Source organism: Pseudomonas fluorescens, from assembly GCF_902497895.1.
Taxonomy (GTDB): Bacteria; Pseudomonadota; Gammaproteobacteria; order Pseudomonadales; family Pseudomonadaceae; genus Aquipseudomonas; species Aquipseudomonas fluorescens_BP.
Genome location: NZ_CABVHQ010000023.1, coordinates 48,064 through 71,802 on the forward strand (window position 1 = coordinate 48,064; position 23,739 = coordinate 71,802).

22 protein-coding genes and 2 pseudogenes are annotated in these 23,739 nt (G+C 50.8%); 13 read left to right on the plus strand and 11 right to left on the minus strand.

Going from position 1 to position 23,739, the window contains the following annotated elements; genetic code table 11:
- Positions 1-5 precede the first annotated feature (5 nt).
- Both F8N21_RS13750 and F8N21_RS13755 read left to right on the plus strand, forming a co-directional pair.
- Positions 6-308: a hypothetical protein gene (locus F8N21_RS13750; protein ID WP_150642661.1), complete on the plus strand. Its 303-nt coding sequence runs from the start codon at positions 6-8 to the stop codon at positions 306-308.
- 125 nt (positions 309-433) lie between these two features.
- A complete protein-coding gene (locus F8N21_RS13755) occupies positions 434-664 on the plus strand; it encodes a hypothetical protein (RefSeq protein WP_150642662.1) in 231 nt (76 codons plus the stop codon).
- 100 nt (positions 665-764) lie between these two features.
- On the opposite strand, the gene F8N21_RS13760 is transcribed toward F8N21_RS13755, so the two are convergent.
- From F8N21_RS13760 to F8N21_RS13770, 3 genes are all read right to left on the minus strand, one after another.
- Positions 765-1,091, minus strand: a complete 327-nt coding sequence (locus tag F8N21_RS13760; protein ID WP_412071643.1) for a hypothetical protein — start codon at positions 1,089-1,091, stop codon at positions 765-767.
- Between the two features lie 158 nt (positions 1,092-1,249).
- The gene (locus tag F8N21_RS13765) at positions 1,250-1,609 is read right to left on the minus strand and encodes a hypothetical protein (protein ID WP_150642663.1); all 360 of its coding nucleotides are present in this window, start codon (positions 1,607-1,609) and stop codon (positions 1,250-1,252) included.
- Between the two features lie 42 nt (positions 1,610-1,651).
- Positions 1,652-1,846 (minus strand): hypothetical protein, encoded by a 195-nt coding sequence (locus F8N21_RS13770; RefSeq protein ID WP_150642664.1) that lies wholly within the window; start codon positions 1,844-1,846, stop codon positions 1,652-1,654.
- Positions 1,847-2,116: 270 nt separating this feature from the next.
- Between F8N21_RS13770 and F8N21_RS13775 the strand changes: the two genes are divergently transcribed.
- Positions 2,117-2,536: a hypothetical protein gene (locus F8N21_RS13775; RefSeq protein WP_150642665.1), complete on the plus strand. Its 420-nt coding sequence runs from the start codon at positions 2,117-2,119 to the stop codon at positions 2,534-2,536.
- Positions 2,537-2,859: 323 nt separating this feature from the next.
- On the opposite strand, the gene F8N21_RS13780 is transcribed toward F8N21_RS13775, so the two are convergent.
- Entirely contained in the window at positions 2,860-3,006 is a 147-nt protein-coding gene (locus F8N21_RS13780) for an antitoxin Xre/MbcA/ParS toxin-binding domain-containing protein (protein WP_150642666.1), read from the minus strand.
- Between the two features lie 629 nt (positions 3,007-3,635).
- Here F8N21_RS13780 and F8N21_RS13785 point away from each other — a divergent pair.
- The 4 genes from F8N21_RS13785 to F8N21_RS13795 all read left to right on the plus strand — a co-directional run bounded on the left by F8N21_RS13785 (position 3,636) and on the right by F8N21_RS13795 (position 8,401).
- Positions 3,636-4,679, plus strand: a complete 1,044-nt coding sequence (locus F8N21_RS13785) for an ABC-three component system protein (RefSeq protein ID WP_150642667.1) — start codon at positions 3,636-3,638, stop codon at positions 4,677-4,679.
- A gap of 60 nt (positions 4,680-4,739) precedes the next feature.
- Positions 4,740-5,249 carry a three component ABC system middle component gene (locus F8N21_RS30470; RefSeq protein WP_191624320.1) on the plus strand — a complete coding sequence of 170 codons (510 nt, stop codon included), beginning with the start codon at positions 4,740-4,742 and terminating at the stop codon, positions 5,247-5,249.
- Entirely contained in the window at positions 5,249-7,213 is a 1,965-nt protein-coding gene (locus tag F8N21_RS13790) for a DUF3732 domain-containing protein (RefSeq protein WP_191624321.1), read from the plus strand. Before F8N21_RS30470 ends, F8N21_RS13790 begins: the two co-directional genes overlap by 1 nt.
- Before the next feature lie 177 nt (positions 7,214-7,390).
- Entirely contained in the window at positions 7,391-8,401 is a 1,011-nt protein-coding gene (locus tag F8N21_RS13795) for a hypothetical protein (protein WP_150642669.1), read from the plus strand.
- 191 nt (positions 8,402-8,592) lie between these two features.
- On the opposite strand, the pseudogene F8N21_RS13800 reads toward F8N21_RS13795, so the two are convergent.
- From F8N21_RS13800 to F8N21_RS13830, 7 genes and pseudogenes are all read right to left on the minus strand, one after another.
- Positions 8,593-8,946 (minus strand): annotated as a pseudogene (locus tag F8N21_RS13800) (helix-turn-helix domain-containing protein); the annotation flags it as partial.
- 597 nt (positions 8,947-9,543) lie between these two features.
- Positions 9,544-10,194 carry a hypothetical protein gene (locus F8N21_RS13805; protein WP_150642670.1) on the minus strand — a complete coding sequence of 217 codons (651 nt, stop codon included), beginning with the start codon at positions 10,192-10,194 and terminating at the stop codon, positions 9,544-9,546.
- 646 nt (positions 10,195-10,840) lie between these two features.
- Positions 10,841-11,407 (minus strand): hypothetical protein, encoded by a 567-nt coding sequence (locus F8N21_RS13810; protein ID WP_150642671.1) that lies wholly within the window; start codon positions 11,405-11,407, stop codon positions 10,841-10,843.
- Positions 11,408-11,409: 2 nt separating this feature from the next.
- On the minus strand, positions 11,410-13,314 hold the full coding sequence (locus tag F8N21_RS13815) for a site-specific integrase (protein WP_150642672.1): 1,905 nt from the start codon (positions 13,312-13,314) through the stop codon (positions 11,410-11,412).
- A gap of 9 nt (positions 13,315-13,323) precedes the next feature.
- The gene (locus F8N21_RS13820) at positions 13,324-15,447 is read right to left on the minus strand and encodes a hypothetical protein (protein WP_150642673.1); all 2,124 of its coding nucleotides are present in this window, start codon (positions 15,445-15,447) and stop codon (positions 13,324-13,326) included.
- Positions 15,440-16,582: a tyrosine-type recombinase/integrase gene (locus tag F8N21_RS13825; RefSeq protein ID WP_191624322.1), complete on the minus strand. Its 1,143-nt coding sequence runs from the start codon at positions 16,580-16,582 to the stop codon at positions 15,440-15,442. The genes F8N21_RS13820 and F8N21_RS13825 overlap by 8 nt, the downstream gene beginning before the upstream one ends.
- Positions 16,583-16,689: 107 nt before the next feature.
- Positions 16,690-17,295, minus strand: a pseudogene (locus tag F8N21_RS13830) (asparaginase domain-containing protein); the annotation flags it as partial.
- 532 nt (positions 17,296-17,827) lie between these two features.
- Between F8N21_RS13830 and F8N21_RS13835 the strand changes: the two are divergent.
- The 6 genes from F8N21_RS13835 to rbsD are packed head-to-tail and all read left to right on the plus strand — an operon-like array spanning position 17,828 to position 23,730.
- Complete coding sequence (locus F8N21_RS13835) at positions 17,828-18,781, plus strand: sugar ABC transporter substrate-binding protein (protein WP_150642675.1); 954 nt, start codon at positions 17,828-17,830, stop codon at positions 18,779-18,781.
- A gap of 57 nt (positions 18,782-18,838) precedes the next feature.
- A complete protein-coding gene (locus F8N21_RS13840) occupies positions 18,839-20,392 on the plus strand; it encodes a sugar ABC transporter ATP-binding protein (RefSeq protein ID WP_150642676.1) in 1,554 nt (517 codons plus the stop codon).
- Entirely contained in the window at positions 20,389-21,366 is a 978-nt protein-coding gene (locus F8N21_RS13845) for an ABC transporter permease (RefSeq protein WP_150642677.1), read from the plus strand. Before F8N21_RS13840 ends, F8N21_RS13845 begins: the two co-directional genes overlap by 4 nt.
- Positions 21,367-21,369: 3 nt before the next feature.
- Positions 21,370-22,389: a LacI family DNA-binding transcriptional regulator gene (locus F8N21_RS13850; protein ID WP_150642678.1), complete on the plus strand. Its 1,020-nt coding sequence runs from the start codon at positions 21,370-21,372 to the stop codon at positions 22,387-22,389.
- Positions 22,390-22,411: 22 nt separating this feature from the next.
- Positions 22,412-23,329, plus strand: a complete 918-nt coding sequence (gene rbsK, locus F8N21_RS13855) for a ribokinase (RefSeq protein WP_150642693.1) — start codon at positions 22,412-22,414, stop codon at positions 23,327-23,329.
- Complete coding sequence (gene rbsD / locus F8N21_RS13860) at positions 23,326-23,730, plus strand: D-ribose pyranase (RefSeq protein WP_150642679.1); 405 nt, start codon at positions 23,326-23,328, stop codon at positions 23,728-23,730. The genes rbsK and rbsD overlap by 4 nt, the downstream gene beginning before the upstream one ends.
- Positions 23,731-23,739: the final 9 nt, after the last annotated feature.

Sequence of the window (23,739 nt, forward strand, 5' to 3'; positions counted from 1 at the left end):
CACCTATGCGCCAGGCGCTATTCGGCTCTTCAATCCAACCCGTACCTGAGTCACCACCGAAAATACTTGAGCCAGAGGTTGTCGCAAAGCCGCAGCCTAGCCCAAAGCTCCGCTCGGTTGCTAGGCCGTTTTCGCCGAAGCTTAGGGTGGTGCTGCACGTTACAAAGGAGTTTGAAGGCGACGTAGAGGTGTTCATTCATGATGCGAATACACTGAGCACCCTTGACGCGGAACAAGAGGCGAAGAGGGAGGCCAGAAATAAGAAGTACAGGTATTTCGAGGTGGTGTCCGTCAAACCTATCCCGTAACAGGTATAGCCTGCGCGCTTCATGCACTCGAATCGCTCCGCTCTATTCAAGGCTGGCATGGGGGTCGATAGTGGCGCAAGGACGCCTATACTCCGCTGGCAAACTAATCGGAAGTGGTGGATTTGATGAACAAGGATAGAAATAGCAGGGAAGACCAGAGCCTGGGCGACAAGATGAAGGCAGGCGAGCCGCTGATGGAGCGTGCAACGCAGGCATTACGCCGATACCACGAAGCACAAGAGACGCAGCCCGTGCGAGAAGTGGAGAAGCTGCGCGTCGAGGCGGAAGCGCTGTTCGCTGCTGTTCACGAGTATCAGCGCCAAGCCCTTGGCGGGCCTTCACCACGGTTGCATTGAGCGAAACCTACGATAGTGAATCTCGTCTCAAGCCGAATGGCGTGAAGAAGGTTTACTACGAGGATTGCATCAAGCACGAGCTAGCGAGTAGATGATGGGGTCAGAGCATATTTAGCAGGCGCTCAAGCTGCTCACGCTCCCAAGCACTTAGTAGGTCGACGGGATCAGTGCCATAACGCTGCCAATCTTCAAGAGTCCCGACACGCCCGTCAGGCGACTTGCAATTCTCGCAGTAATCCAGGATGTCACAGTCATTGAAAAGTGTGAGCCGCCATCCATCGATCTCAACAGGCATAAGGCCGTTGTAGATTTCATTCCAAGACTGAGTGCATGCTCTCATCATGATGCGTGTACCGAGCGCGACGTCCTTCAGCACCTGGTAGACCTCGCGGGCGGTGAGTAAGGATTTTGTGTTCAAATTTTCCATCGTCTTTATTTCCGATACTCGTCTTGAGGTGTCCAAAATCATTAGGCCAGTTCAATGTGACGCCGCTGAGGGTTCATCATTACTCGCAAATGACGCCACAACCGGATGAACTACGAAGGCGTTTGAGGACTTCAGGTACAAGGAACTACGGGATGAAATCACAACCCAAGATCGAGTTGCATACGCCACTCAAGTAAGTTTTCTGGCAATACATCCGGAGGCAAAGTTTGGACGATGCCTCGCAAGAGGTGACCGGAATGGCAGTGAAGTATCGCGACTTTACTCGGGTCATCCCCAAAAAACGCTAGCTCTGCTCCCGCCTGGCGCTGGCCCTTGCGCAGGGCTTCTAATGCCTCCGCGCCGAGCCATTCGAGGCGTAGAAATCCATACATGTTCACCGCGCGTGCCCTCACATGACTCTTTAGCCGTTCAGCCACAAACTGCTCCAAGCCTTGCGCGCCGAGTGTGGCCACAGCCAATTGCCAAAGCTGCCCTTCGAGAGGGGTCGTGATCTTCATACACCCGCCAGAATGATGATGTGCTTGAGCTCCCGTTTCGACCTAAATCCGTCGCTCTGGTTTGGGGGCAGCTGGAGTGCTGGCGTCTTCCAGATGCGACACCAAAGCCTCTTTCAATTCGAGCAACGCTTCTCGCAGTCGAGCGTTTTCACGCACGTCGCCCGAGTTCGGTTTGAATTCTTTGACGTGCCTGAGCAGGGCTTCAGCATCGTTTGTGTTGAGATCAAAAACAATCATGTTGAGTCCGGGGTTTTGGAGGACAGCTCGCATTAGCAGGCGAACCCGTGGCTGAGTCTTACGAGTTCAGTCTTTACCAGTTCGTCCCGCCTCAGTGGGAAAGGAAAAAAATGATTGTGAGCCAGGCATTTTGGACGGCCTAAGCCCACTCGATGAGCATTGGCTCGTAAGCGAGCAACGTAATCATGAGCAGATACTTTTCAACTCCTAACGCACACTTTTGGACGTGATCGCTACACTGACTGATATGAGCCCAGCGAGATCCAATCGATGATTCAGTCTCCCTACGAATTGCACAAATACATTCTGCTCGACGATACCTACGGAACAGCGCGCAGGTTGCAGGATTTCGTTCTCTACCAATATGAGAGCGGCCGGTATCCGTTTGACATCAACGAGTATATCGGTGGGTTTGACCGTCGGCACCTCCAGATTTATTCCGACCTCAAACAATGGTTTTGGGAAAATGGCCCGGATCCGTTTTTCAACGAGATCGCTCAGACCATCATTGACAGACGCCGTGCAACTGCTCAGGCTAATTTTGAAGAGCTTACTCGTCTTCGAGAGATGCAGCCTGAGGCGTACCCCGTCGATCCAGGCGAGTCACCAATCTATTCTCATAAGGTTGATTTAGAAAATCACGAGATGTTTCACCGACGATATGTAGCCGGGGGATTTTGGGATGAGTAAGTACTCCGTCACACTCACATGCCGATGGAACAGCATGCCGGGCTAAAGCATTACTATTGCGAGTCGAATAAGCCTCACGGACAGCTGCGATGGCCGGTTGAATCGAGCAGTCACTCAACAATCAATCTAACGTAGCCAATCACGAGCTGATAACTGCAGTAATTTGTGAATGGTTCCCGCACATCGATGGCTCGAAACTCACGCATCAAATTGGGAGAATACAGGGGGCTCAAACCATTCCCGATTGTGTTCAATCCGCTGGATGTGAATGCCCAGGATCAGAAGGAGTACCCATGGTCTATCCGCTCAAGCATTTCCCAGGCTTACTGATAACCGGCTTCGTTTTGAGCATGTTCCATTGGGGTAGAACCACTAAATTCTGATTTTGGCTGATTCAACCACGCATCTGCTTTCGCTTTGTTGCAAAAGACCTGCTCGGCTTGAGCTTGAATCAAATCAACATAATTCATTTCTGGCCCTCGTGTGGGCTACCGGTACGCGTTAGGTTTTCAGCCTGCGACTGTGGCGGAGGCTGGGGCGTTTTCACAATACTCCCGAAACGTCTTGATGCCAGGCGTGGTGCTCAATTTTGGCTTGATCATGTAGCGATAGCACACGAGCAAATTGACCTTGGTGGCTTTCAAACGCAGTCGGCGGTCATAAACTAACGCCGATGACCTTTACCACAGAAAATGCGCCAATGTTACCCCCACGCACAGGACTAAACGGCAGTAACACGTTGCGGCGTAATCCACCGATCTGGCTCAATAATTATCTTACGGTTCTTTCCATCCACTTGATAAAGTACCATGATGGCTATTTGGAATTATCCGTCTGTACAGGCTGACATTGGAAAGTAGCGCTTCACCTTAGACGGATGACATCCAATGTTTACGTCCACTGAGCCGATGCTGGCAGTATCCAAGTTTTAGCGTAAATACGGCGTATTTGGCCAAACGACGAATGTTAACCAAAGGAAATGAGGCAAGGGATGCAGAACCACCCCGTGAAATCCAGCGCTCCAGGGCCCTATCTTGGCTTCTCCATTCAGTCCACGCGAATGTGCCTGCATTTGATTCAGGCGCCACGAGGATCTGTCGTGGCGCTCGAAGTGCTGGATGACGTGGATGTGGCACTCCCCGATGGATCAGCGATCGTTGAGCAGACAAAGAGTGGCTTGGTCACTAATCCGATCGCGAACTGGTCTAAAGAGCTCTGGAAAACTTTTTCGAACTGGATCGATGCAATTGAATCGGGTCTGATTGACCTGAAAAAAACACGTTTTAGGCTGTATGTCGTTCAAAAAAAGACCGGTGCTTTTGCAGAGAATCTCAGCTTCGCGCACACAGAAACCCAAGTCCAGAAGGTGGTTGAAGAAATCCGACTGGCATACGCCAAAGAGCAGCCCATAGGCTGCAAGCTTTACATTGAAAAATTCCTGAATTTCGCTCCTGCGAAACTTGTCGATCTGGTCGTCAGTTTTGAGCTTGAAACTGGTAACAGCGAATTGGTTGGGCGCATCAACGACTGCCTGTCGATTTCGGTGTCTGAGATGCTCTTGGAGGACACGTGCCATGCAGCCATTGGCTGGGTCAAAAACACCACAGATGCCTTGATTGACGCTCGACAATATCCGGCCATTCCTCGATCAGAGTTTAGCGATTGGCTCTCTACGTTTATCAACAAATTTTCGTTCAACCACCTACTCCGATACACCTTGCCGGCGCCGTCAGTGGATCAGATTGAAGAGCATCGTCCAACCGCCCTCACAATGATGAGGCAGCTAGAGCTCGTAGAGATGGGGGATGAAAACCAAACTGAAGCGATGTCCGATTTTCTCCAGGCGAAGGCTAACAAAGTTCGGTGGGCAAAAAAGGGCCTTGTGTGCGGAAATGAATTTTCAGAATTTCAGAAAAAGCTCATAAAGAAATGGCAGCTGTTGGATATGGAAAATCGAATGCAATATCCGTCCGCTCTAGAGTTGGACAGAGGGAAGCTGCTGTACATGAAATGTATGGATGCGAGTGTGAAGCTCAACGAAGTCGACTCGCCTGAATTTTTTGTACGTGGTACCTACCAATATTATTCAAACGAAAAAATTGTTGGATGGCATCCGAAATACCGTGATCTTCTGGGTGATTAATCGCCGGGCAACTGACTGGTATCGATGTCACGTGGCAATAACTGAATAAGGCGAGTGAGCATGGAAGCTGATAATACCGATCAGCCAGAAGGTTTAGATGAAGTGTTCCTGGTGCAGAACCCTGCGCTCGGCGCCGTGTTGATGTGGAAATTTGTCGAGGGGTACAAGCGTGCCAGTTCGAAAGCCTGCCCATCGCTGCCGCTTCTTTTTTTGGTTCTGCCCATCATTTTCAGCGAAGCATTGCGTACCCAATTGAGTGCGACTTTCGAGAGTTCAGGGATGAGGCTCTTTGCTGCAAAATTTTCGAAAGATCAAGAAGAGCTTCTGGCCATTCAGGAGCGGATGATCATGCTCAGGGAAACCTCGCTTTCCAGTGTATCTATTGCCATCGAATGCGGGCTTCTTCGCATGGGGCACACCGATGCACTCGTCGATTGCAACGTCAAACATTTCCCCTCTGGTGTCCCGCAGGAGATCAAAGTGTTGACCAAGCTCGCCGGCAAATTAGGCTTTTGGTGCGGCACACTTACTCTTCAGGAAATCCAGGCTGCGCTAAGGATAGGCTTTTAATGAAACTGCAAATACTCAGACTTGTACTTTGGCCAAAAAACGGCGGCAAGATACGAGAGGTTGAATTCACCCCGGGCGCTGTCAACGTCATCAGTGGATCTTCAAAAGCGGGTAAGTCGGCAGTTATTCCTATCATCGACTACTGCCTGGCTTCTGAAAGGTGTGCGATCCCTGTTGGTACCATCCGCAAAACCTGCGCTTGGTTCGGAATCCTTGTAGACACAGATGAAGGGTTGAAGCTTCTGGCGAGGGCTGAGCCAGGCAATCAACGTTCCACCGATGATATGTTCATACTGGAAGGGGAGCGGGTTGAGATACCTGACAAGATCACCAAGAAAAATGCAAACCGCGATGGTGTCAAAGAGATCCTGAACCGGTTATCTGGTCTGCCAAATATGGGCTTTGAAGGTGACGTCCGTTATGGCTTCAAAACTAGACCCAGCTTTCGCGATCTGATGGCGTTTACGTTCCAGCCACAAAACATCGTGGCAAACCCGGACGTGCTGTTCTACAAGGCAGACACCACAGGGCACCGGGAAAAACTGAAAGAGATATTTCCCTTCATCCTGGGAGCTGTGACGTCCGAGACGTTGATGTCGACGTGGGAAATGAAAGAGCTTCAGCGTCAATCAAAACAACTCCAGGCTGAGCTGAAATCACTGTTCGACGCCTCTGCGCGCTTGCGTGCTGATGCGCGCAGTTGGTTTTACCAAGCGCGTGAATATGGCCTGGTAGCGGTGGATGCGCAGCTGTCCGAAAACTGGGCCATTGCGGTCGAACAACTTAATTCGATCCTCGAAAAAAGCTCGCGTGATGCCAGCCAAACATTTGAAGGTATTCAGACATCGGTCAATACGATCGATGGCCTCAAAAAGCGTGAAGAGGTCATAGCCACCAACCTGTATCGCGGCCGGCAGAGGCTCAATGAGCTCACGCAGGTCAAAAAGGATGCAGATGCCTATCTGGATTCTCTGGACACTATCAAGGAGCGTTTATCGCTATCGACATGGCTTCAGGGGATGGTCGGTACAGAAAGCAACAATGTCGTCGGATCCTCTCTGTCGGCCTCCCGGGAACTTGATGAACTCTGTACGGCGCTAAGTGAAATCGAAACGCTTGCCCGTGAAACCCCTGTCGTTTCCGCTTCGGTAGAAAGCGAGTTGGTTCGACTGCGTAACTCCGTGCGTACCGACGCTGAGGAGCTTGAATCCATCAGGGCAGAGATCAAAGCCATTGAAGCGCTCGATCTGCAGGCTAAAGGTCAGGCTCTGCGATTGACTGATATTGACCGTTATCTTGGACGGCTTCAGGAGGCGGTGAAAAATTATAAGGCTGCTCATGCCGATACCAGCTTGAGTGAAAAGCTCAAAGATATCGAAGCCAAAATCGCTGACCTCGAACCAAAAATTTCAGTCGACCAGATTCGCGAGAAAACACGCCAGATCCTCAATACTCTCAGCGACTATTGCCGCAAGATAACTCCGCAGTTGGACGCAGAGTGGAAGGAGGCTCGGATCTCGCTTTCGATTACAGATCTTGCGGTCAAAGTACGCCATGAAGGGCGCGATGACTTTCTGTGGGAAGTGGGCAGCGGTGCCAACTGGCTCGCTTATCACGTGGCTATGCTTTTGGCACTTCAGCAGTTGTTCATGAGCAAAAAACACCTGGAGCATCCGGTTCCTCACTTTTTGATATTCGATCAGCCCAGCCAAGTCTATTTTCCAGTGAAGCGGGCGGCAAAAACAGAAGAGGATGAGCACGAACTGGATGATGAGGATCGCAAGGCTGTCAGGAAGGTTTTCTTGGCTTTAGCCGAAGCGGTCAATGCCTCTGACGGGCGCCTGCAAATTATCGTCCTTGACCATGCGGATGAGTTTGTCTGGGGCAAGATCCCTGGTGTAGTCCTTACAGAGGAATGGCGAGATAAGAAGCTTGTGCCACCGAGATTCGAACAAGGGCTTTGATACATTTCTACTGCTGATGGGACTTTTCAGTCTGGCAGCTAGCGCTGAAGAATATAGGCAGCTTGCGCTGCTGCCTTGGCAGATAGTACGCCAATGTCTAATGAGCCAAGGATGGCCTCACTCAGCCCGAACCTTGATTCCGCCTGCCATTGTGCTTTCTAACTTGACGGTGTTGATGTGACAACTATTGTCCAGCCAGCACTACTGAATCGTAATTCCGTTGTCCTTCGACTGGATGGAGTTCCGACTGCTATCGAAGAAGGAATGGCTGGAGAGGGCTTCTTTCTACATGCGATGGGGAGTTGGCGATCGTTGACCGGCGATGGCCTTTATGAGGTCGAAAGCCAGTGTGTAGATCTACACGATGAGCTTGCTGCCAAAATTTTCGGGAGCATCAGCTATTACTACAGCATTCTGCACATTGCCCCACCTTTTGTAGTTGAGGCTGGACTCAACTCGGAGTCGCCAATAGGACGCAGTGAGTTCGAACAGCTATTGCTGGCGTTTGCGAACCTCCCAGAGCTCAACCGATTTTTGTATCTGTATGACTGTCGCATGCTGGTGTCGGCTATTCAGGAGTGCACAAAAGAGGTGAGTCAGCTCACTGGTGAATTTTATCGCATACTCAACCAGGATCCCTTTTTCACGCCTGGAATTCGTCTTGAGGACGGAATCCGGTGGAGCACATCACCCACCGTCACGAATCTCAACGCGATACTCGGTTTTCTATTTATCCGAATGCACAGCCTGCTCGATTACCTTGCCAAGCTTGCGATGGAGACGGAAAACCTTCGAGCAGATTTTACGACTTATCCCAAGCTCGTCTCGTCCAAATTCCTGTTTGGGCAACGGAACCGATTGGCTCTCAATGACCGCAGGGGATCTCTTTTCGAGTCCTGTGAAGAAGTGCAGGAGGTCGAGTCGGTTCGCAATCTGCTCATTCATGATGGGCTGCTTGACGATGTGCCAAAGGCCTATGAGGTGATTCAAAATGGCGTGGCAGTAGAGCGTTTTGTATTGATGCCAGATCGTACCAATGGCCAATTTGAGCGCTATAAAAATCGACGGCTTTTTTATGGTCGAGAAGACAAGATCAACCTTCGTCTAGCTAGCCTTGTTCGCGCTTTTCAGGTGCGAGAAGTCGAAACACTCAAGGGGATTCGGGAGAATCTTGCATCATCAGTTTAGCGAGGGATGCTCAATACATTATGAGTCTTGACATAGGCCCTATAGTTTCTCGGACAGCCGTAGGATGGGGCTATTTGAGCTTGCATTGGTACTGGATAGGGCCCTGAGGGATGCTAAACCAGTGCACCGTACCGAGCGTAAATCACCGAGCTTTCGGTGACTTGCTTAAGCATCCTCAGTGGCAAGCGTCTGAGAAAGGCACGTAAAGATTTGCCTTGCTCACCGCGCCACGAGCGGATGAAGGCGGTGAGCTGGCTGTAGCCGCCGTCGTAACCCTCGGCCTTGATCTGCTCGAAAAGTGCCTTGGCGCTCCTGTGGTTGTGCTTTGCCCGAAACGAATGGGCCTTGAGCGCCTGCTCCAGCGTCTCGTGAAATGGACTGAGTTTGTTGAAGGTAGCGCCCCGCTGGTACGCTGGCTGAGTGGCTTCGGGTGCTCTGACCCATTTTCGGATGGTGTTTCTCGACAGCCCGGTACGCTTGGCGATCTGGTGCAGCGACAGCTTGTCGCGAAAGTACATCCTCCGAATTTTCCCCAACATTTCCATGCTGATCACCCTGTGTTCTCCTGCTCGGAAAGTGAGCAGAAGTAGTTGAACACCTGGGTCAGTTTTCAGTCGGCAGAACAGCCTTTACTGGGTCAGTTTTCGGTCAGCGGCAACAATTGGATAGCATTAGTAAATTAAGGGGATGCATTATAAGCAAGATTTTACGCTTGCCGATGGGGAACTAGGATTTAGATGTAGTCAGTACGCTAAGTGTTCGGGCCCATGGAAGGTTCCAGCTGACCAAGCAAAGTATCGGCGTCGCTTTGTTGCCACAGAACAGTTCCGCTCTCAGCTGGATCAATTCTGTAAAACTGATGTTCATTGATTACGAGGATCGTCTTTGACCTGAGGACGGAGCGTAAGCTTTCGAAGCGTTTTTGTGTCAAGATAAGCCAGCGTGGTCATAATAGGATGGTGATCGAATTGATGATTCATGTCATTCGCTGATAGCGATTTTTAATAGCTTGTTTGCCATAGCCAATTTTTCTTTATGCGTGCTCATTTCACACCTCACTAGTCGAAAAATTTAGGGGGGAGTCAAGGTTTCGATCTTTAAAGGTGAGATTCTCTCTTTGGGGGTGTAAATTTATAGGCAAATTAAAATGGGTTTTCATCATCCTCATCGGGGTTGTCAGAAAAACTCAATTTTTCCTGCGACCAATGTGCTCCAGTTTGTTCAGAATCAGCTATGGGCTCTTGTGACCAGCTTTCTTTATATAAAAACATATCATAGTTGTAATCAAAAATACCCAGATCCTCGGCGGATAAAATATTCTTTGCATATTCTCGAAGGATGCGCCCCTCCATAAGATTAGTTAAGTCTCTGCTTTCAAAGCACGATAACGTCCAGTCTTCCCATATTGCAAAGCCTGCGATATCTTGCCAGGTATCAAAAAATTCTTGTAAGTTTTTGATGTTATGGTCTTGATTAAGAACAATTGCCAAGCAGCCCTTCGTGTAATGAATAATTGATACCGGCGAAAGAACTTGTTGAATGATCGCCCGCTCGATTGTTTCGAATACCCTGTTGTCCACTCCATCTCTGTCCCATAAGACTGCGAAGTGCTGCACGCCGGGCTTCTCTCGGAGATCAAGACTTACAGTGCGATGCTGGAGAGTAGAAAAAACCGAGTACACTAACTGCCCATCTTCTCTGCTGACTGAATCATGCTCAGCAAAAAATAGGCGAGAACATCTCGTATTGGATGGCTCTTTTTTCTGAAGAATCATCGATTCGACATTATCCATGTTGATGTACCGTTTTAGTGTTGGTTATGTCCAGAGAATAATAGAGGTTTGAAGAATTGCAAGTGTTATTTATCGAGAGGAAAATGTGACTAGGGCCGCGATCTTGGTTTTTTCTTTGACTAATAAATGAGAAAGTCGAAGTGTGTAATTTTTATCTTTTATTTCAGCTAGTTATATGCAGGTTTCGACTTGTTAATAAATTGATTGGTCGTTACTAGATGTTGTTTTTAATATATATTGAGTTTGACAAGTCGTATTTTATTTTTGATGTTTCTGTTACATCTGTGCTCTGTGCTCTGTTCGCTGATCTGAGAGTGCCACTTTGAGTGAAGCTTGGGGGCAACCTTGCTCCAAGGGCAAATACGGCGAAGATTACAAGTGTTGACGCGTACCCAGATCGCCAACAAATGTTTAACCGTTCAATCTGGAAGGGAGACAGATTCGCTCTGAAAGGCATCGTTCCCAGTAGACCGTGGCTGGCCTTCCGGAGATGCGACCCTGGGGTTATGACATTGAGTCGGCTGGCTGTCAGGTTGGAGATAGGCCTGAACAGCTGCGAGGATGGCATCCCACTCAAAATCGGTCATGTAGTCCTTACTCGGCGTGGGGGCTGCTATTGATTATCTTACGCGTGCTAAATAGCGTTTCAAGGTTTGTTAATGTTATAGAGCATTCTTTGTTGTAGTTCTGCTTGGTTGTCTATTACTTTATTCAGTCTTGAGATTTCTGATTTTAGTTGTCGGATAGTAGAAGCTTGAAGGCGAGCTTCCTCAGTTAGCATGCTCTCAATGGCCGCCGTCATTGCACCTGCAAGTTGTAAATTCGACAGCCTTTCGTTCTCGGTTTTTAGAAGCGTATTTTCTTCCATCAGTTCTTTTTTCGTATTTTTACGGCCACTGTGGCTTTTTTTTGCTGAGGTACTTTTCCATTGAAGCTCTAAATCATCGTTCAATGTGTCAATGAGCGCAACGAGTCCAGGCTGTCGTCGAGGAGTAAGTGTGCTTGGACTAACCCCACATGACAATGCAATTTGTCTCGCGACAATTTGCCTTTCCTTCGTAGTAAGTACCGACCTTTTCAGGATGACAAGTGAAATTTGTTGATATTCCTTTAGAATTTTTGCGTGTAATTTCTGTGCGACGCTCGTCTGATAAGGACTGGTAGTATCCGCAGTTGGGGCTGGTTTTTTGAAGTTGTCAAGGTCAAATTTCATAGTTAATCCAAAAGGCGGCTAATCTGGTCAACGACATTTTGACTCAATTTCGCTATCGCAAGCACTGAGTGATGCTTTGCAATGTACGAATGGTTAATAGCGATCCTGGTGAGGTTGTTTCTTTGGAGAGCATTTGTTCCTAGGTTTGGGCATGTTGTGCAACGTTTAACACTCGCATAGATTTTTGGAGCTGGTAACCCGGTAAAGCTGTCATGGCATTTGGCATCTTGCTTACTGTTTTTTAATAGCAAGCAACAGCCCCATTCAAACGCAGTATAGCTTTCAACACTGTTGCATATAGATTCGACGAGAGCATCAAGTTCGGCTGGATCTAGGCTATCTACCTTACTTAAGGTGTTAACGATTCTTCGATAGGCTGGGCCTCTGTATTCATCGCCAAAACGGTCGGAAATGACCTGATGTATAACTTCGTCTAGGTATTCATGTTCTATCGAATACTGAACGGATTCAGATAGTTTTTTGTCAGTGTACCGGCGTGTTGCTTTTTTGCTTTTATGTAAAAAATATTCACGTACTTGAGCTTCAACATTATGATCGAAACGTCTAATTGAAAATTCAGCCCAAGAATGGCGAAATTGATGAGGGCTGATTCCGGGGTGCTCTGCTTTTACCTCCGGGTAAACGACAAGAAAGGATTGCTCAAAATAGTTATCAAGCCACTGTCTTAAAGTGTTCGCTGTAAGCTCGCCGTTTAGGTTAAGCCATGTATCCACGTCTTCGCCATTAATGACGGCAGATGCAAGTCCCGAAGACCATGCTTTGTGGTGCAAAGGTATGCGGTGTTTCTCGGAATCGATAAAACTTAAACTCCATATTGTTTTGACCGCTCTTGCGGCAAGGCTGTGGAAATATCTGGGGATTCTTAAACCATTTAACGTTTTTTCTATTTCTTCTCTGACAATTACCTCGTCGCCCTTGACCTCCCAGTCAGCAGAATGAACGGACAAGAGTTCACCCGCCCTATGGCCAGTGAGTGTTAAAATTATGACCATGCACGCTTGAATGGCTAAACGGCAAAAATCAGACAGCTCAATATAAGAATCCCAAGGAAGCCTAGACAATGGTAATATACCGGACTCTTTGAACTCATCTAAAAGCGCATGTTTTAATTTTAAGGACTTTACGCTCCTTGCACTATTTTGAAAGTGATCGCGCTCCAACACATCGAGATTTCGGCGGTTAAACTGGCGGAAAATAGAACCTAGTCCGGTAGGGTTTTTTTTCCATGCTTTGAAAAAGCATTGCGCTGCAATCAGACTCTCAGATTCAAGGATCTGTATCGAGTGGGCGAGCAGTAATGACGCAATCGCCGGAGAAATTGATCCATAGGATCCACCGTAAACCCACTCAGCGTAGTCTGAATCTAAAAATTTCATTAAAGGATCCATCACCTCCTTTTTGAAATGTGACGATGTTTTGAAGCTTATTCCGTCGTTGATTCGACCATCAAGGTATGCTTCATGGGAGATTGAGAGCCAATAACAAAACTGGTTCAGATTATTTGCAGCGTATAAAATTGGATCACCAAGGGGCGAGAGATCTCGTACCATAACCTTCCGCACCATCTCTTTCACTTCTGACCTATTCCAGTTCCATAAGGGTTTTGTTGAATGGTTTTTTTCCCAGTACTCGCATAGCTTTTTCAGCAAGACCGATTCAACGACTGACGCATGGCAGCTTCGCACCTCCATAGGGCCTGCACGGCTTGAACTTAAAAAATTTGAGGAAAGTAAGAGTGCATTTTGCGCCCAAACGCGTTTTTCAATACTGCACTCCCATTTGAAATTGATTTTCCGGGGAGCTTCGCTTTTAGCGTCTATAACGTAGAAGAAATCACTGCCGAGTTGATTTATCACATAATATTGAGGTTCGATTCGATTAGACATAATCAGCCCTCATATGGTCGCTTTTGGAAACGCAGGACTTAAATGTAGATCGTGCCCTTCCTTCAGCATTTTACTGTCGAATGCTTCAAGCATTACTGAGATATAGCTCGATTGAAGACTCAATGCCAGGGCTTGCTCATCGTTATCGGCTTCGTCAGCGGCTTCGTCACAAGCTTCTTTGTGAGACAGCATCAGTGCAACGGTAACAGGACTTTTGATGATTATTTTTTTCCCACTCGCGTCTTCAAGTAATGTTCCAAACGGGGTGCAGTTGAACCCTTTCTTTTCAGCTGCGCTGACTAATTCATTAAACTCTGAAATGTTAGTGGCGCTGAAATGGCCTGTGGGCCAGCCCAAGAATTCTTTCATTTGTTTCAATGATAGGTATTGGCTGCCGCTGAGCATTGCTAGCAGTTTTCTCGCATCATGTTCCTGCAGTTCATTAACCGCTTTAGAAAATGATGAGCGTTTGGCTTTTCTATGAATGGTCTCGCTTCGTGCTTTGTAAATGAACTCCTTTGTGGTAACGCTGTGGGCCGTGCTATCGGCGTCGACATTTTCTTTTGCATAGCGATCATAAGGAGTATTTGTCGGTACGCTATCGTCGTCAACAATTGCTCTTGATTGTGTAATTGCGCCAGGGCAAATTTTGAATGCCACATCTTCACATATTTCTGTTTTTTTTACGCTGCAAGCATCTGGATCAGAGATTAAATGGTGCTTTGGATGACCAGTACCCCTATTTAGCACTTTAGTCAAAAGTTTTATGAATGGAATTGTTTTTGGCTCGCGTGTTATGATTTCTTGATGTAGATGTGAATAGGGCAGGCAGGACAGCACAAGAAGGCGATAATTTCTTGAGCCTATATGTTGAGGTTGCTTGAAAGGCGATTTGTATAGCCAAAATAAATCATGGGCATCATTGGGGAAGTGGTTGTCCGTCGCTTTTCTTAACTCAGTGTAGTAAACGTATGTTTTATACTGCCAAGATTTCTTGGGATACGCCGTGGAGCATCGGATGGTTTTCCCACTTCTTTTTTTAGTGTATGCTAAAGTGCAATGAGTCGGTGTTATTAAGATATCACTTATTTTGATGCTTTGTTGCCCTGCGCTTTGAATTCGATCTGCCGCCATTATCCACCTGAGACAAATTTCTTCAACGGGTAAAGGTGCTATCAAATGCTTAAAGTCCATGTCGGAAAATGTTGCATACAGCTTCCCTTTAGCCGGGTCGGCAAATTGTCTAAGTGAGCCATCCATCCAAGTACATTTTGAAAGGGCTTCTTCGAGTTGCGTGGCGTTGCTGAGTGTGTTGGATTGAATTAAACTGTCACGGTAGCTATTGCAGGAGAAAAGAATACGTTCTTTGATAGTCAGATCTTCGGTTTTAACGACAGCGTCAAAGATTGTTCGGTATTTTGAAAGGTCTGCTCCTGCGCTTTTCCAGGCAGCCAGATTAATGGATCCATCATCTATTTTACTAAGTGCTTCAAGTTCGTTAGATACACTGTTTTCAGCTTTTAACAATTCACGGTGACGTTGCAAGATTTTGAGAAAATGCCAGCAAAAATGGTTCAAAGAGTCGAGTAAATCTAAATCGTCAACGTCGTAACCTTCGATTAATTGTGAGAGTGCTAATCGGGGTTCTTCAGTTTCCGTGGACTGAGGTATTGTTGGGATACCTTTCAACATGGCGAGATATGAGCGACGATCATTTTCTGCCAGTTTGGTAAACCTCCCTTGCTCAACACCCCATTTCATTATCGTTCGAATGCAAGTGCTAACCTGCCTCAATGAACTTTGTTTTGTATAAGCGGAGCTTATTGATTCCATGAAAAGAAATACAACATTGCGTGGTACTTGTTCTTTGGTTTCATAATTTATTTCAATGTAGGCTACGAAGTTGTTGGCAAAAAACAGCTTATTGAATATTGTTTCGCTAGGATAGTTTGCGAATGTTTTGAAGTATTCAAGAATCACCATGCATATTGGGAAAGTTCTAAGCTTTTCAGTAAGATGCAAACTCTTGGTTGAGTCGGCACCAGAGTCTGTTTTATAATGGAAGCTTACTGTAAACTCATCAGTCTCTGGGGCGGGATCACGAAAGGGCTCTAAGCCAGTATTGCTATTCATCATCTGGTTCCATAGATGAATTAAGTTTTTTTCTTGTTTTATCCCTGCTAAATATGTTTGCCTCAAAGGTGATATATTCTTTAGTTGTTTCTTCTCTCTCATGCCCCAATTGTTCTGAAATATATTGATAGGGGTCAATCCCGTTTTTATAGCAATAATCTACAAGGTTTGTGGCAAACGTATGTCTAAGAGAATGAAACACTGTTAGCTTTATCGTTTTAAAGGATACTGTGTACTGATCAGGTTTATTCGTAAAAGCATCCTGAATCTCTTTTTTTAGGCTGGGCAGCGCAATATCGCGAGTAGTTTGGAATAAACGGGTGGCATGGGATGCTGAAAGGGGTTTGCCTTTAACGGAACACAGTAAGCAGCCTGGGGGTAACTGAGAACGCGCTCCGTATAAAAATTTGCGTATTTTATTGACCGTGTATGGGTTAACTAACACGTACCTGACTTTGCTTCCTTTACCGATTATCGGGATTGTTATGGTCAGATGTTCAGTTGCATCGGCCTCACTGATTTTTTCAAGCAGACTCTCTGTTTGCAAGTTGTCTAGTGAGGTAACTTCGCTACTTCTTAGTCCGCAGTGATAACCGAAGAGCAAAACCAGTTCATCTCGATATCGTATAAAACTATCTCTCGTTTTTATGTGTGCTAATATCAAGTTGAAGAGATTTTTACTCAAATACTGTTGCCGTAGGTTGTATTTTGGGCTGCCGTTGCCTTGCCCTTGATAACGGAGGTTGTGAGACCTTACGTAGTTAAATGTGAAGTTTTTTTCTACACTTAATAAGCCGTTTTTGAAGGACGTTTTATAGAAGCTTTTTGACGTAGAAATATGGCGTTCTACGGATTCATTGCTGAGATGGTGTTCGTTCTGAAGAATGTTCTCCAAGTAACCAGACATTTGATTGTCTGTAAGATCCTTCCAGTCGATATCGAATCTCTTGAGAGTTTCAAATAAGAGTTTTAAATCGTCGGCATTTGCTTTTATCGTGTGCCCGCTTCGGCCACGTTTGGCTAGATCAAGCAAATAAAGGGTAGGCGGGACGACCACTGACTGGTTATCCAGTACTCCAGACTCAAGGATGGCGTAGCTGTCGAGACTGCCCCCTGCCCATTGAATACCAGTCACTCGCCTGATCAACATCGGGGAATCCCCCATTTCTGATGTGTCTATTCAGCGTAGGAAGGCATGTTTAGCTTGTCAACATCACGGGGAAAGAGAGGCGCCTACAGATAAATGTTGATCATCTTGCTGACATCACGACCCGACTGAATCTCGTCGTTCATGGTCACCAGTACGCCTTTGCCACGGGCATCCTTGCTGCTGGCGACAGCGACGGCGTTGTACAGGTTGAGCATGCCGTCAGCAGACATCGCGGTACCCGGGCGCATCGAGCCGACAACGATGATCGGCTTGTCGGTTTTTTCCACCAGGTTGAGGAAGTAAGCAGTTTCTTCCAGGGTGTCGGTGCCGTGAGTAATGACGATGCCATCGACGTCTTTGCTGTCGGCCAGTTCGGCGACACGGCGACCCAGTTGCAGCAGGTTTTCGTTGGTGATGCTTTCCGAAGCGATCTGCATCACCTGTTCGCCACGCACATTCGCCACCTGACTCAATTCGGGCACACCGGCGATCAACTGCTCGATACCGACTTTGGCCGCTTGATAGGTGGCGCTGTTGGCTGCACTGGCGCCTGCGCCGGCGATAGTCCCGCCAGTGGCGAGGATGACCACGTTAGCCAGCTTTTGCTGGGTTTCGACTTCTTTTGCTTGCAGTGCCGCAGGGAGTAGCAGCAGGAGGGCCAAAGCGCCCGGAACAAAGGTCTTGAAGGCAGAGTTCATTATTTTCTCTCTTGTTGTAATGACGGTGCTGGTGCAGGTTCATCCAGAAGCATCCCAGGCAGTTCTGCCTGAGGGCTTAGAGAAGAGCAGGATCTGTACCAGTCGCACCTTGTCGAGAAAATTAATGTAACCGATTGATTTTAAAGTCTATTTTTTACGTTGGTGATTTTTCTGTATGCGTCTGTGTCCGGTTTCCCGACGATATGGGGTGTTTCACGTTCGGATGTCCGAAAGGTCCTACATTAAAAAAGGATTTATCTTGCTTAAGGGAAAGCAGGCCAGCTTTAAGATTCTTTTGTATCGGAGCGTCTGCGAAACAATCGCTCAAAAAAGGCGTTTTCTGGTCGTTGACAAATCTCGGCAGGATTCCCATAGTTCGATCTACGCAAACGTTTGCGCGTATTTCGCGAGGGCTTGCTCCGATAGTCTCGCCACTCTTTGCTTCACCCGGCAGCGCCTCGGCGCGAGGGGATTGAAGCCTGTTTCAATGCAAGCGTTGCTCACCCAATAATCATAAGAACGGAGTGAACCCATGAAGCTGCCATTCGCTGGACGTCTTCTCGCTGTCGCTATGCTCGCAGCCGCATCCGCCGCGCTGCCGCTTTCCTCGGCCTTCGCCGAAACGCCGGAAAAACCCAAAGTCGCCCTGGTCATGAAATCCCTGGCCAATGAATTCTTCCTGACCATGGAAGATGGCGCCAAGACCTACCAGAAAGAGCACTCCGCAGACTTCGATTTGATTTCCAACGGGATCAAGGATGAAACGGACACCGCCAACCAGATTCGCATCGTCGAGCAGATGATCGTTTCCAGGGTCAACGCGCTGATCATCGCGCCGGCCGACTCCAAAGCCATGGTGCCGGTGATCAAGAAGGCGGTCGACGCCGGTATCACGGTGATCAACATCGATAATCAGCTGGATGTCGATGTACTCAAAAGCAAAAATATCAGCGTACCTTTCGTAGGGCCGGATAACCGCAAGGGTGCTCGTCTGGTCGGTGAGTACCTGGCCAAGGAGCTGAAGGCCGGTGACGAAGTCGGCATCATCGAAGGTGTTTCCACCACGACCAATGCCCAGGCACGCACCGCCGGATTCAAGGATGCGATGGAAGCGGCGCAGATCAAAGTCGTGTCCCTGCAATCCGGTGACTGGGAAATCAACAAAGGTAACCAGGTCGCCTCCTCTATGCTGAGCGAATACCCGAACCTCAAGGCCCTGCTGGCCGGCAATGACAGCATGGCGGTCGGCGCCGTTTCCGCGGTGCGTGCAGCGGGCAAGGCGGGCAAGGTCCAGGTGGTCGGTTACGACAACATCAACGCGATCAAGCCGATGCTCAAAGACGGCCGGGTCCTGGCGACCGCGGACCAGTTTGCTGCCAGACAAGCGGTATTCGGTATCGAAACCGCGCTGAAGATCCTCAAGGGTGAAAAGGTCGAAGGCGGCAATGGCGTGATCGAAACTCCGGTGGAACTGGTCACCCAGTAGTCATCCTGGCGGCACACTGGCGCTCGCTCATCCGGGCGGGCGCATGGAGAGTTTCTTATGTCAGTTTTCGCCCCGACCGCTGTCCTTTCGGTCAGCGGTATCGGCAAGACCTACGCTCAGCCGGTGCTGACCGACATCGACCTGAGGTTGATGCGCGGTGAAGTGCTGGCGTTGACCGGTGAAAACGGCGCAGGCAAAAGTACCCTGTCGAAAATCATCGGTGGCCTGGTCACGCCGACCATCGGCCAGATGCAGTTCCAGGGTCAGGATTACCGTCCCGCCAGCCGCACGCAGGCCGAAGACCTGGGGATCCGCATGGTCATGCAGGAACTCAACCTGCTGCCGACCTTGTCCGTCGCCGAAAACCTGTTTCTCGACAATCTGCCCAGCCATGGCGGCTGGATCAACCGCCAGCAATTGCGCAAGGCGGCTATTGAAGCGATGGCTCAGGTCGGGCTGGATGCGATCGATCCGGACACACTGGTCGGTGAGTTGGGCATGGGTCACCAGCAGATGGTCGAGATCGCCCGTAACCTGATTGGCGACTGCCATGTGCTGATCCTCGACGAGCCGACCGCGATGCTCACCGCTCGCGAAGTCGAAATGCTCTTCGAGCAGATTACCCGCCTGCAAGCGCGTGGGGTGGCGATCATTTATATCTCCCATCGCCTGGAAGAACTGGCCCGGGTCGCCCAGCGCATTGCGGTGCTGCGGGACGGTTGCCTGGTCTGCGTCGAGCCGATGGCCAATTACAGCAGTGAGCAACTGGTCAACCTGATGGTGGGTCGCGAACTGGGCGAACACATCGACCTGGGGCCACGCCAGATCGGCGCTGTGGCCTTGACGGTCAAGGGGCTCAGCCGTTCGGACAAGGTCCGCGACGTCTCCTTCGAGGTGCACAGCGGCGAGATCTTTGGTATCTCCGGGCTGATCGGGGCCGGGCGCACCGAGCTGTTGCGCCTGATTTTCGGTGCCGACACGGCAGACAGCGGCAGCGTCGCGCTGGGTTCGCCGGCACAGGTAGTGAGCATCCGCTCGCCAGCCGATGCGGTCGGGCACGGGATTGCCTTGATCACCGAAGATCGCAAGGGCGAAGGGTTGCTGCTGACCCAATCGATCAGCGCCAATATTGCCCTGGGCAACATGCCGGTGATTTCCAGCGCTGGCATCGTCAATGGAGCCGACGAGTCGGCCCTGGCCCAACGGCAAATCGACGCCATGCACATTCGCAGTTCGGGCCCGGCGCAACGGGTGTCCGAGCTGTCGGGTGGCAATCAACAGAAAGTGGTAATCGGCCGCTGGCTGGAGCGCGATTGCTCGGTGCTGCTGTTCGACGAACCGACCCGGGGAATCGACGTCGGCGCCAAATTCGACATCTATAGCCTGCTCGGCGAATTGACCCGTCAAGGCAAGGCGTTGGTGGTGGTTTCCAGCGATCTGCGCGAGTTGATGCTGATCTGTGACCGGATTGCTGTACTTTCCGCCGGGCGTTTGATCGACACCTTCGAACGCGACAGCTGGACCCAGGACGAACTGCTTGCTGCCGCGTTTGCCGGCTACCAAAAACGTGATGCGCTGCTCCATGAAGCAGCGCCTAGGGATACCCCATGACAACTGCACTTTCTGCCAGCAAACGTAGTGGCAACTATTACGGCCTGGGCACTTACCTGGGCCTGGCCGGAGCCTTGCTGGCAATGATTGCTCTGTTCTCGACCCTGAGCAGTCATTTTCTCTCCTATGACACCTTCAGCACCCTGGCCAACCAGATTCCGGATTTGATGGTATTGGCCGTCGGCATGACCTTCGTCCTGATCATTGGTGGTATCGATCTGTCGGTCGGGTCGGTGTTGGCCCTGGCCGCTTCGGCGGTCAGCGTGGCGATCCTCGGCTGGGGCTGGAGCGTCATGCCGGCCGCCTTGCTCGGCATGGTCGTCGCGGCACTGGCCGGTACCCTCACCGGTTCGATCACCGTGGCCTGGCGGATTCCGTCGTTCATCGTGTCCCTGGGCGTGCTGGAAATGGCGCGCGGCGTGGCTTACCAGATGACCGGCTCGCGCACGGCTTACATCGGCGATGCCTTTGCCTGGCTGTCGAACCCGATCGCCTTTGGTATTTCGCCGTCGTTCATCATTGCCTTGTCGATCATCTTTATCGCTCAGGCGGTGCTGACGCGCACGGTGTTCGGGCGCTACCTGATCGGCATTGGCACCAACGAAGAAGCGGTGCGTCTGGCAGGCATCAATCCAAAGCCCTACAAGATCCTGGTGTTCAGCCTGATGGGGCTGTTGGCCGGGGTGGCGGCGCTGTTTCAGATTTCTCGCCTGGAGGCGGCGGACCCGAATGCCGGTTCCGGCCTGGAGCTGCAGGTCATCGCCGCAGTGGTGATCGGTGGCACCAGCCTCATGGGTGGGCGCGGTTCGGTCATCAGTACCTTTTTTGGCGTGCTGATCATTTCCGTGCTGGCAGCCGGTCTCGCGCAAATCGGTGCGACCGAACCGACCAAACGCATCATCACTGGCGCCGTCATCGTGGTCGCAGTGGTACTCGATACTTATCGCAGTCAGCGCGCACGTCGGCGGACATAAGTCATGGCAACTATCAAAGATGTAGCAGCGCTCGCCGGAATTTCCTACACCACGGTCTCGCATGTGGTGAACAAGACCCGACCAGTCAGTGAAGAGGTCAGGGTCAAAGTCGAGGCGGCGATCAAGAGCCTGGACTACGTGCCCAGTGCCGTCGCCCGTTCATTGAAAGCCAAAACCACGGCGACCATCGGTTTGCTGGTGCCCAACAGTCTCAACCCGTACTTCGCCGAACTGGCCCGGGGCATCGAGGATTACTGCGAGCGTAACGGCTACTGCGTGATTCTGTGCAACTCCGATGACAACCCGGACAAACAACGCAGCTATCTGCGGGTGCTGCTGGAAAAACGCATCGATGGCTTGATAGTCGCCTCGGCCGGTGGTGATTCCGGACTGGCTGCCGGTCTGGCCGCGGTGCGCACGCCGATGGTGATAGTCGACCGGGGGCTGGAGGGGATTGATGCAGACATGGTGCGCATCGATCATGAATACGGCGCCTATCTGGCGACTCGCCACTTGCTCGACCTGGGCCACCGGGACATCGCCTGTATCGGTGGGCCGGCCCATACCAGCGTGGCGCAGATGCGTCTGGCCGGTTATTGCCGGGCGCTGAAAGAGGCCGGGGTGCAAGTACCGCGGGAGCGGATGCTCGAGAGTGACTTCACCAGTACCGGCGGTTACAGCGCTGCCGCTCGGCTTCTGGAAAAAAATCCACCCAGCGCGATATTCGCCGGTAACGACATGATGGGTATCGGCGTGTTGCGTGCCGCGGCCGAGCGCAATATTCGGGTGCCGAGCGAGCTCTCGGTCATTGGCTTCGACGATATCCAGATGAGCCGTTATGTCTATCCGGCACTGACCACCGTGGGCCAGTCGATCCTCGAGTTGGGCGAGATGGCCGCACAAGTCCTGTTGCGGCGGATTGCGACCCCCGAGCTGGCCACCGATCAGCGCATCGTGACCCCGAGTATTGTCTTGCGCGAGTCGACCGCGCCGCTGGCCGGCTTCTTTGACCAATACCGCTGAACCAAATTGATGAGTACCGATGATGCCAGCAAGAGTAGTGGTAATAGGCAGCCTGAACATGGATCTGGTGACTCGGGCCGAGCGGCTTCCGCGAGCCGGTGAGACGCTGGTTGGCCAGTCGTTCGCCACCGTTTCCGGCGGCAAGGGCGCCAACCAGGCCGTTGCTGCGGCACGCCTTGGCGCGCAAGTGTCGATGATCGGCTGTGTCGGCGGCGATGGTTATGGCGAGCAGCTGCGAGCGGCGCTGCTGGCCGAGCAGATCGACTGCCAGGCCGTGACCACCGTCGAGGGTTCCAGTGGCGTCGCGTTGATCGTGGTCGATGACAGCAGCCAGAATTCGATCGTCATAGTCGCGGGCGCCAATGGTCGACTCGCGCCCGAAGTGGTCAATGCTTTCGACGCGCTATTGCAGGCAGCCGATGTGATCATCTGCCAGCTCGAAGTGCCGATGCAGACCGTCGGCCATACCCTCAAGCGCGGCCGGGCACTGGGCAAGACCGTGATTCTCAATCCGGCCCCCGCAAGCGGTCCGTTGCCGGCCGACTGGTATTCGTCCATCGATTACCTGATCCCCAATGAAAGCGAGGCCTCGGCCCTGAGCGGTTTGCCGGTGGATTCGCTGCAAAGCGCCGAAGCCGCCGCCAGTCGATTGATTGCCGCGGGCGCCGGCAAAGTCATCGTTACTCTCGGAGCCCAGGGTTCGTTGTTCGCCAATGGGCAGGGTTTCGAGCATTTCCCGGCGCTGAAGGTCAAGGCCCTCGACACCACTGCTGCGGGTGACACCTTCGTCGGTGGTTTTGCCGCGGCACTGGCGGCCGGCCAAAGCGAAGCCGAGGCCATTCGCTTTGGCCAGATCGCGGCCGCACTGTCGGTCACTCGAGCGGGTGCACAACCTTCCATTCCAACCTTGTCCGACGTACAGGCCTTTAGCCCTTCATGAAAAAGACGCCGTTGCTCAACATCGCCTTGTCGCGATTGATCGCCTCCCTGGGGCACGGCGATTTGGTGGTGATCGGCGATGCCGGTTTGCCAGTGCCGCCCGGTGTCGAGTTGATCGACCTGGCGCTGACCCAAGGTATTCCGGACTTCGTCAGCACCTTGCAGGTCGTGCTCAGCGAAATGCAGGTGGAAAGCCATGTGCTGGCCGAAGAAATCCTGCTCAAGCAGCCGCCTGCGCTGCAGGTGATTGACGAGCTGACGGCCAAGGCCGCATTGGGCGAGCGCCGGTTGCTCAGTCACGAGGCATTCAAGACCCTCAGCGGGCAAGCCCGCGCGGTGGTGCGTACCGGTGAATGTCAGCCGTATTGCAACATCGTGCTGGTCGCGGGAGTGACCTTTTAGAACGCGCTG

Bases quoted from the DNA above. Each gene is read 5' to 3' on its own strand.
- F8N21_RS13775 (WP_150642665.1), top strand. From the start codon at position 2,117: ATGATTCAGTCTCCCTACGAATTGCACAAATACATTCTGCTCGACGAT.
- F8N21_RS13750 (WP_150642661.1), top strand. From the start codon at position 6: ATGCGCCAGGCGCTATTCGGCTCTTCAATCCAACCCGTACCTGAGTCA.
- rbsK (WP_150642693.1), top strand. From the start codon at position 22,412: ATGCCAGCAAGAGTAGTGGTAATAGGCAGCCTGAACATGGATCTGGTG.
- F8N21_RS13755 (WP_150642662.1), top strand. From the start codon at position 434: ATGAACAAGGATAGAAATAGCAGGGAAGACCAGAGCCTGGGCGACAAG.
- F8N21_RS13790 (WP_191624321.1), top strand. From the start codon at position 5,249: ATGAAACTGCAAATACTCAGACTTGTACTTTGGCCAAAAAACGGCGGC.
- F8N21_RS13805 (WP_150642670.1), bottom strand. From the start codon at position 10,194: ATGGATAATGTCGAATCGATGATTCTTCAGAAAAAAGAGCCATCCAAT.
- F8N21_RS13780 (WP_150642666.1), bottom strand. From the start codon at position 3,006: ATGAATTATGTTGATTTGATTCAAGCTCAAGCCGAGCAGGTCTTTTGC.
- F8N21_RS13820 (WP_150642673.1), bottom strand. From the start codon at position 15,447: ATGAATAGCAATACTGGCTTAGAGCCCTTTCGTGATCCCGCCCCAGAG.
- F8N21_RS13760 (WP_412071643.1), bottom strand. From the start codon at position 1,091: ATGGAAAATTTGAACACAAAATCCTTACTCACCGCCCGCGAGGTCTAC.
- F8N21_RS13765 (WP_150642663.1), bottom strand. From the start codon at position 1,609: ATGAAGATCACGACCCCTCTCGAAGGGCAGCTTTGGCAATTGGCTGTG.
- rbsD (WP_150642679.1), top strand. From the start codon at position 23,326: ATGAAAAAGACGCCGTTGCTCAACATCGCCTTGTCGCGATTGATCGCC.
- F8N21_RS13810 (WP_150642671.1), bottom strand. From the start codon at position 11,407: ATGAAATTTGACCTTGACAACTTCAAAAAACCAGCCCCAACTGCGGAT.
- F8N21_RS13770 (WP_150642664.1), bottom strand. From the start codon at position 1,846: ATGATTGTTTTTGATCTCAACACAAACGATGCTGAAGCCCTGCTCAGG.
- F8N21_RS13835 (WP_150642675.1), top strand. From the start codon at position 17,828: ATGAAGCTGCCATTCGCTGGACGTCTTCTCGCTGTCGCTATGCTCGCA.
- F8N21_RS13850 (WP_150642678.1), top strand. From the start codon at position 21,370: ATGGCAACTATCAAAGATGTAGCAGCGCTCGCCGGAATTTCCTACACC.
- F8N21_RS13815 (WP_150642672.1), bottom strand. From the start codon at position 13,314: ATGTCTAATCGAATCGAACCTCAATATTATGTGATAAATCAACTCGGC.
- F8N21_RS13845 (WP_150642677.1), top strand. From the start codon at position 20,389: ATGACAACTGCACTTTCTGCCAGCAAACGTAGTGGCAACTATTACGGC.
- F8N21_RS13840 (WP_150642676.1), top strand. From the start codon at position 18,839: ATGTCAGTTTTCGCCCCGACCGCTGTCCTTTCGGTCAGCGGTATCGGC.
- F8N21_RS30470 (WP_191624320.1), top strand. From the start codon at position 4,740: ATGGAAGCTGATAATACCGATCAGCCAGAAGGTTTAGATGAAGTGTTC.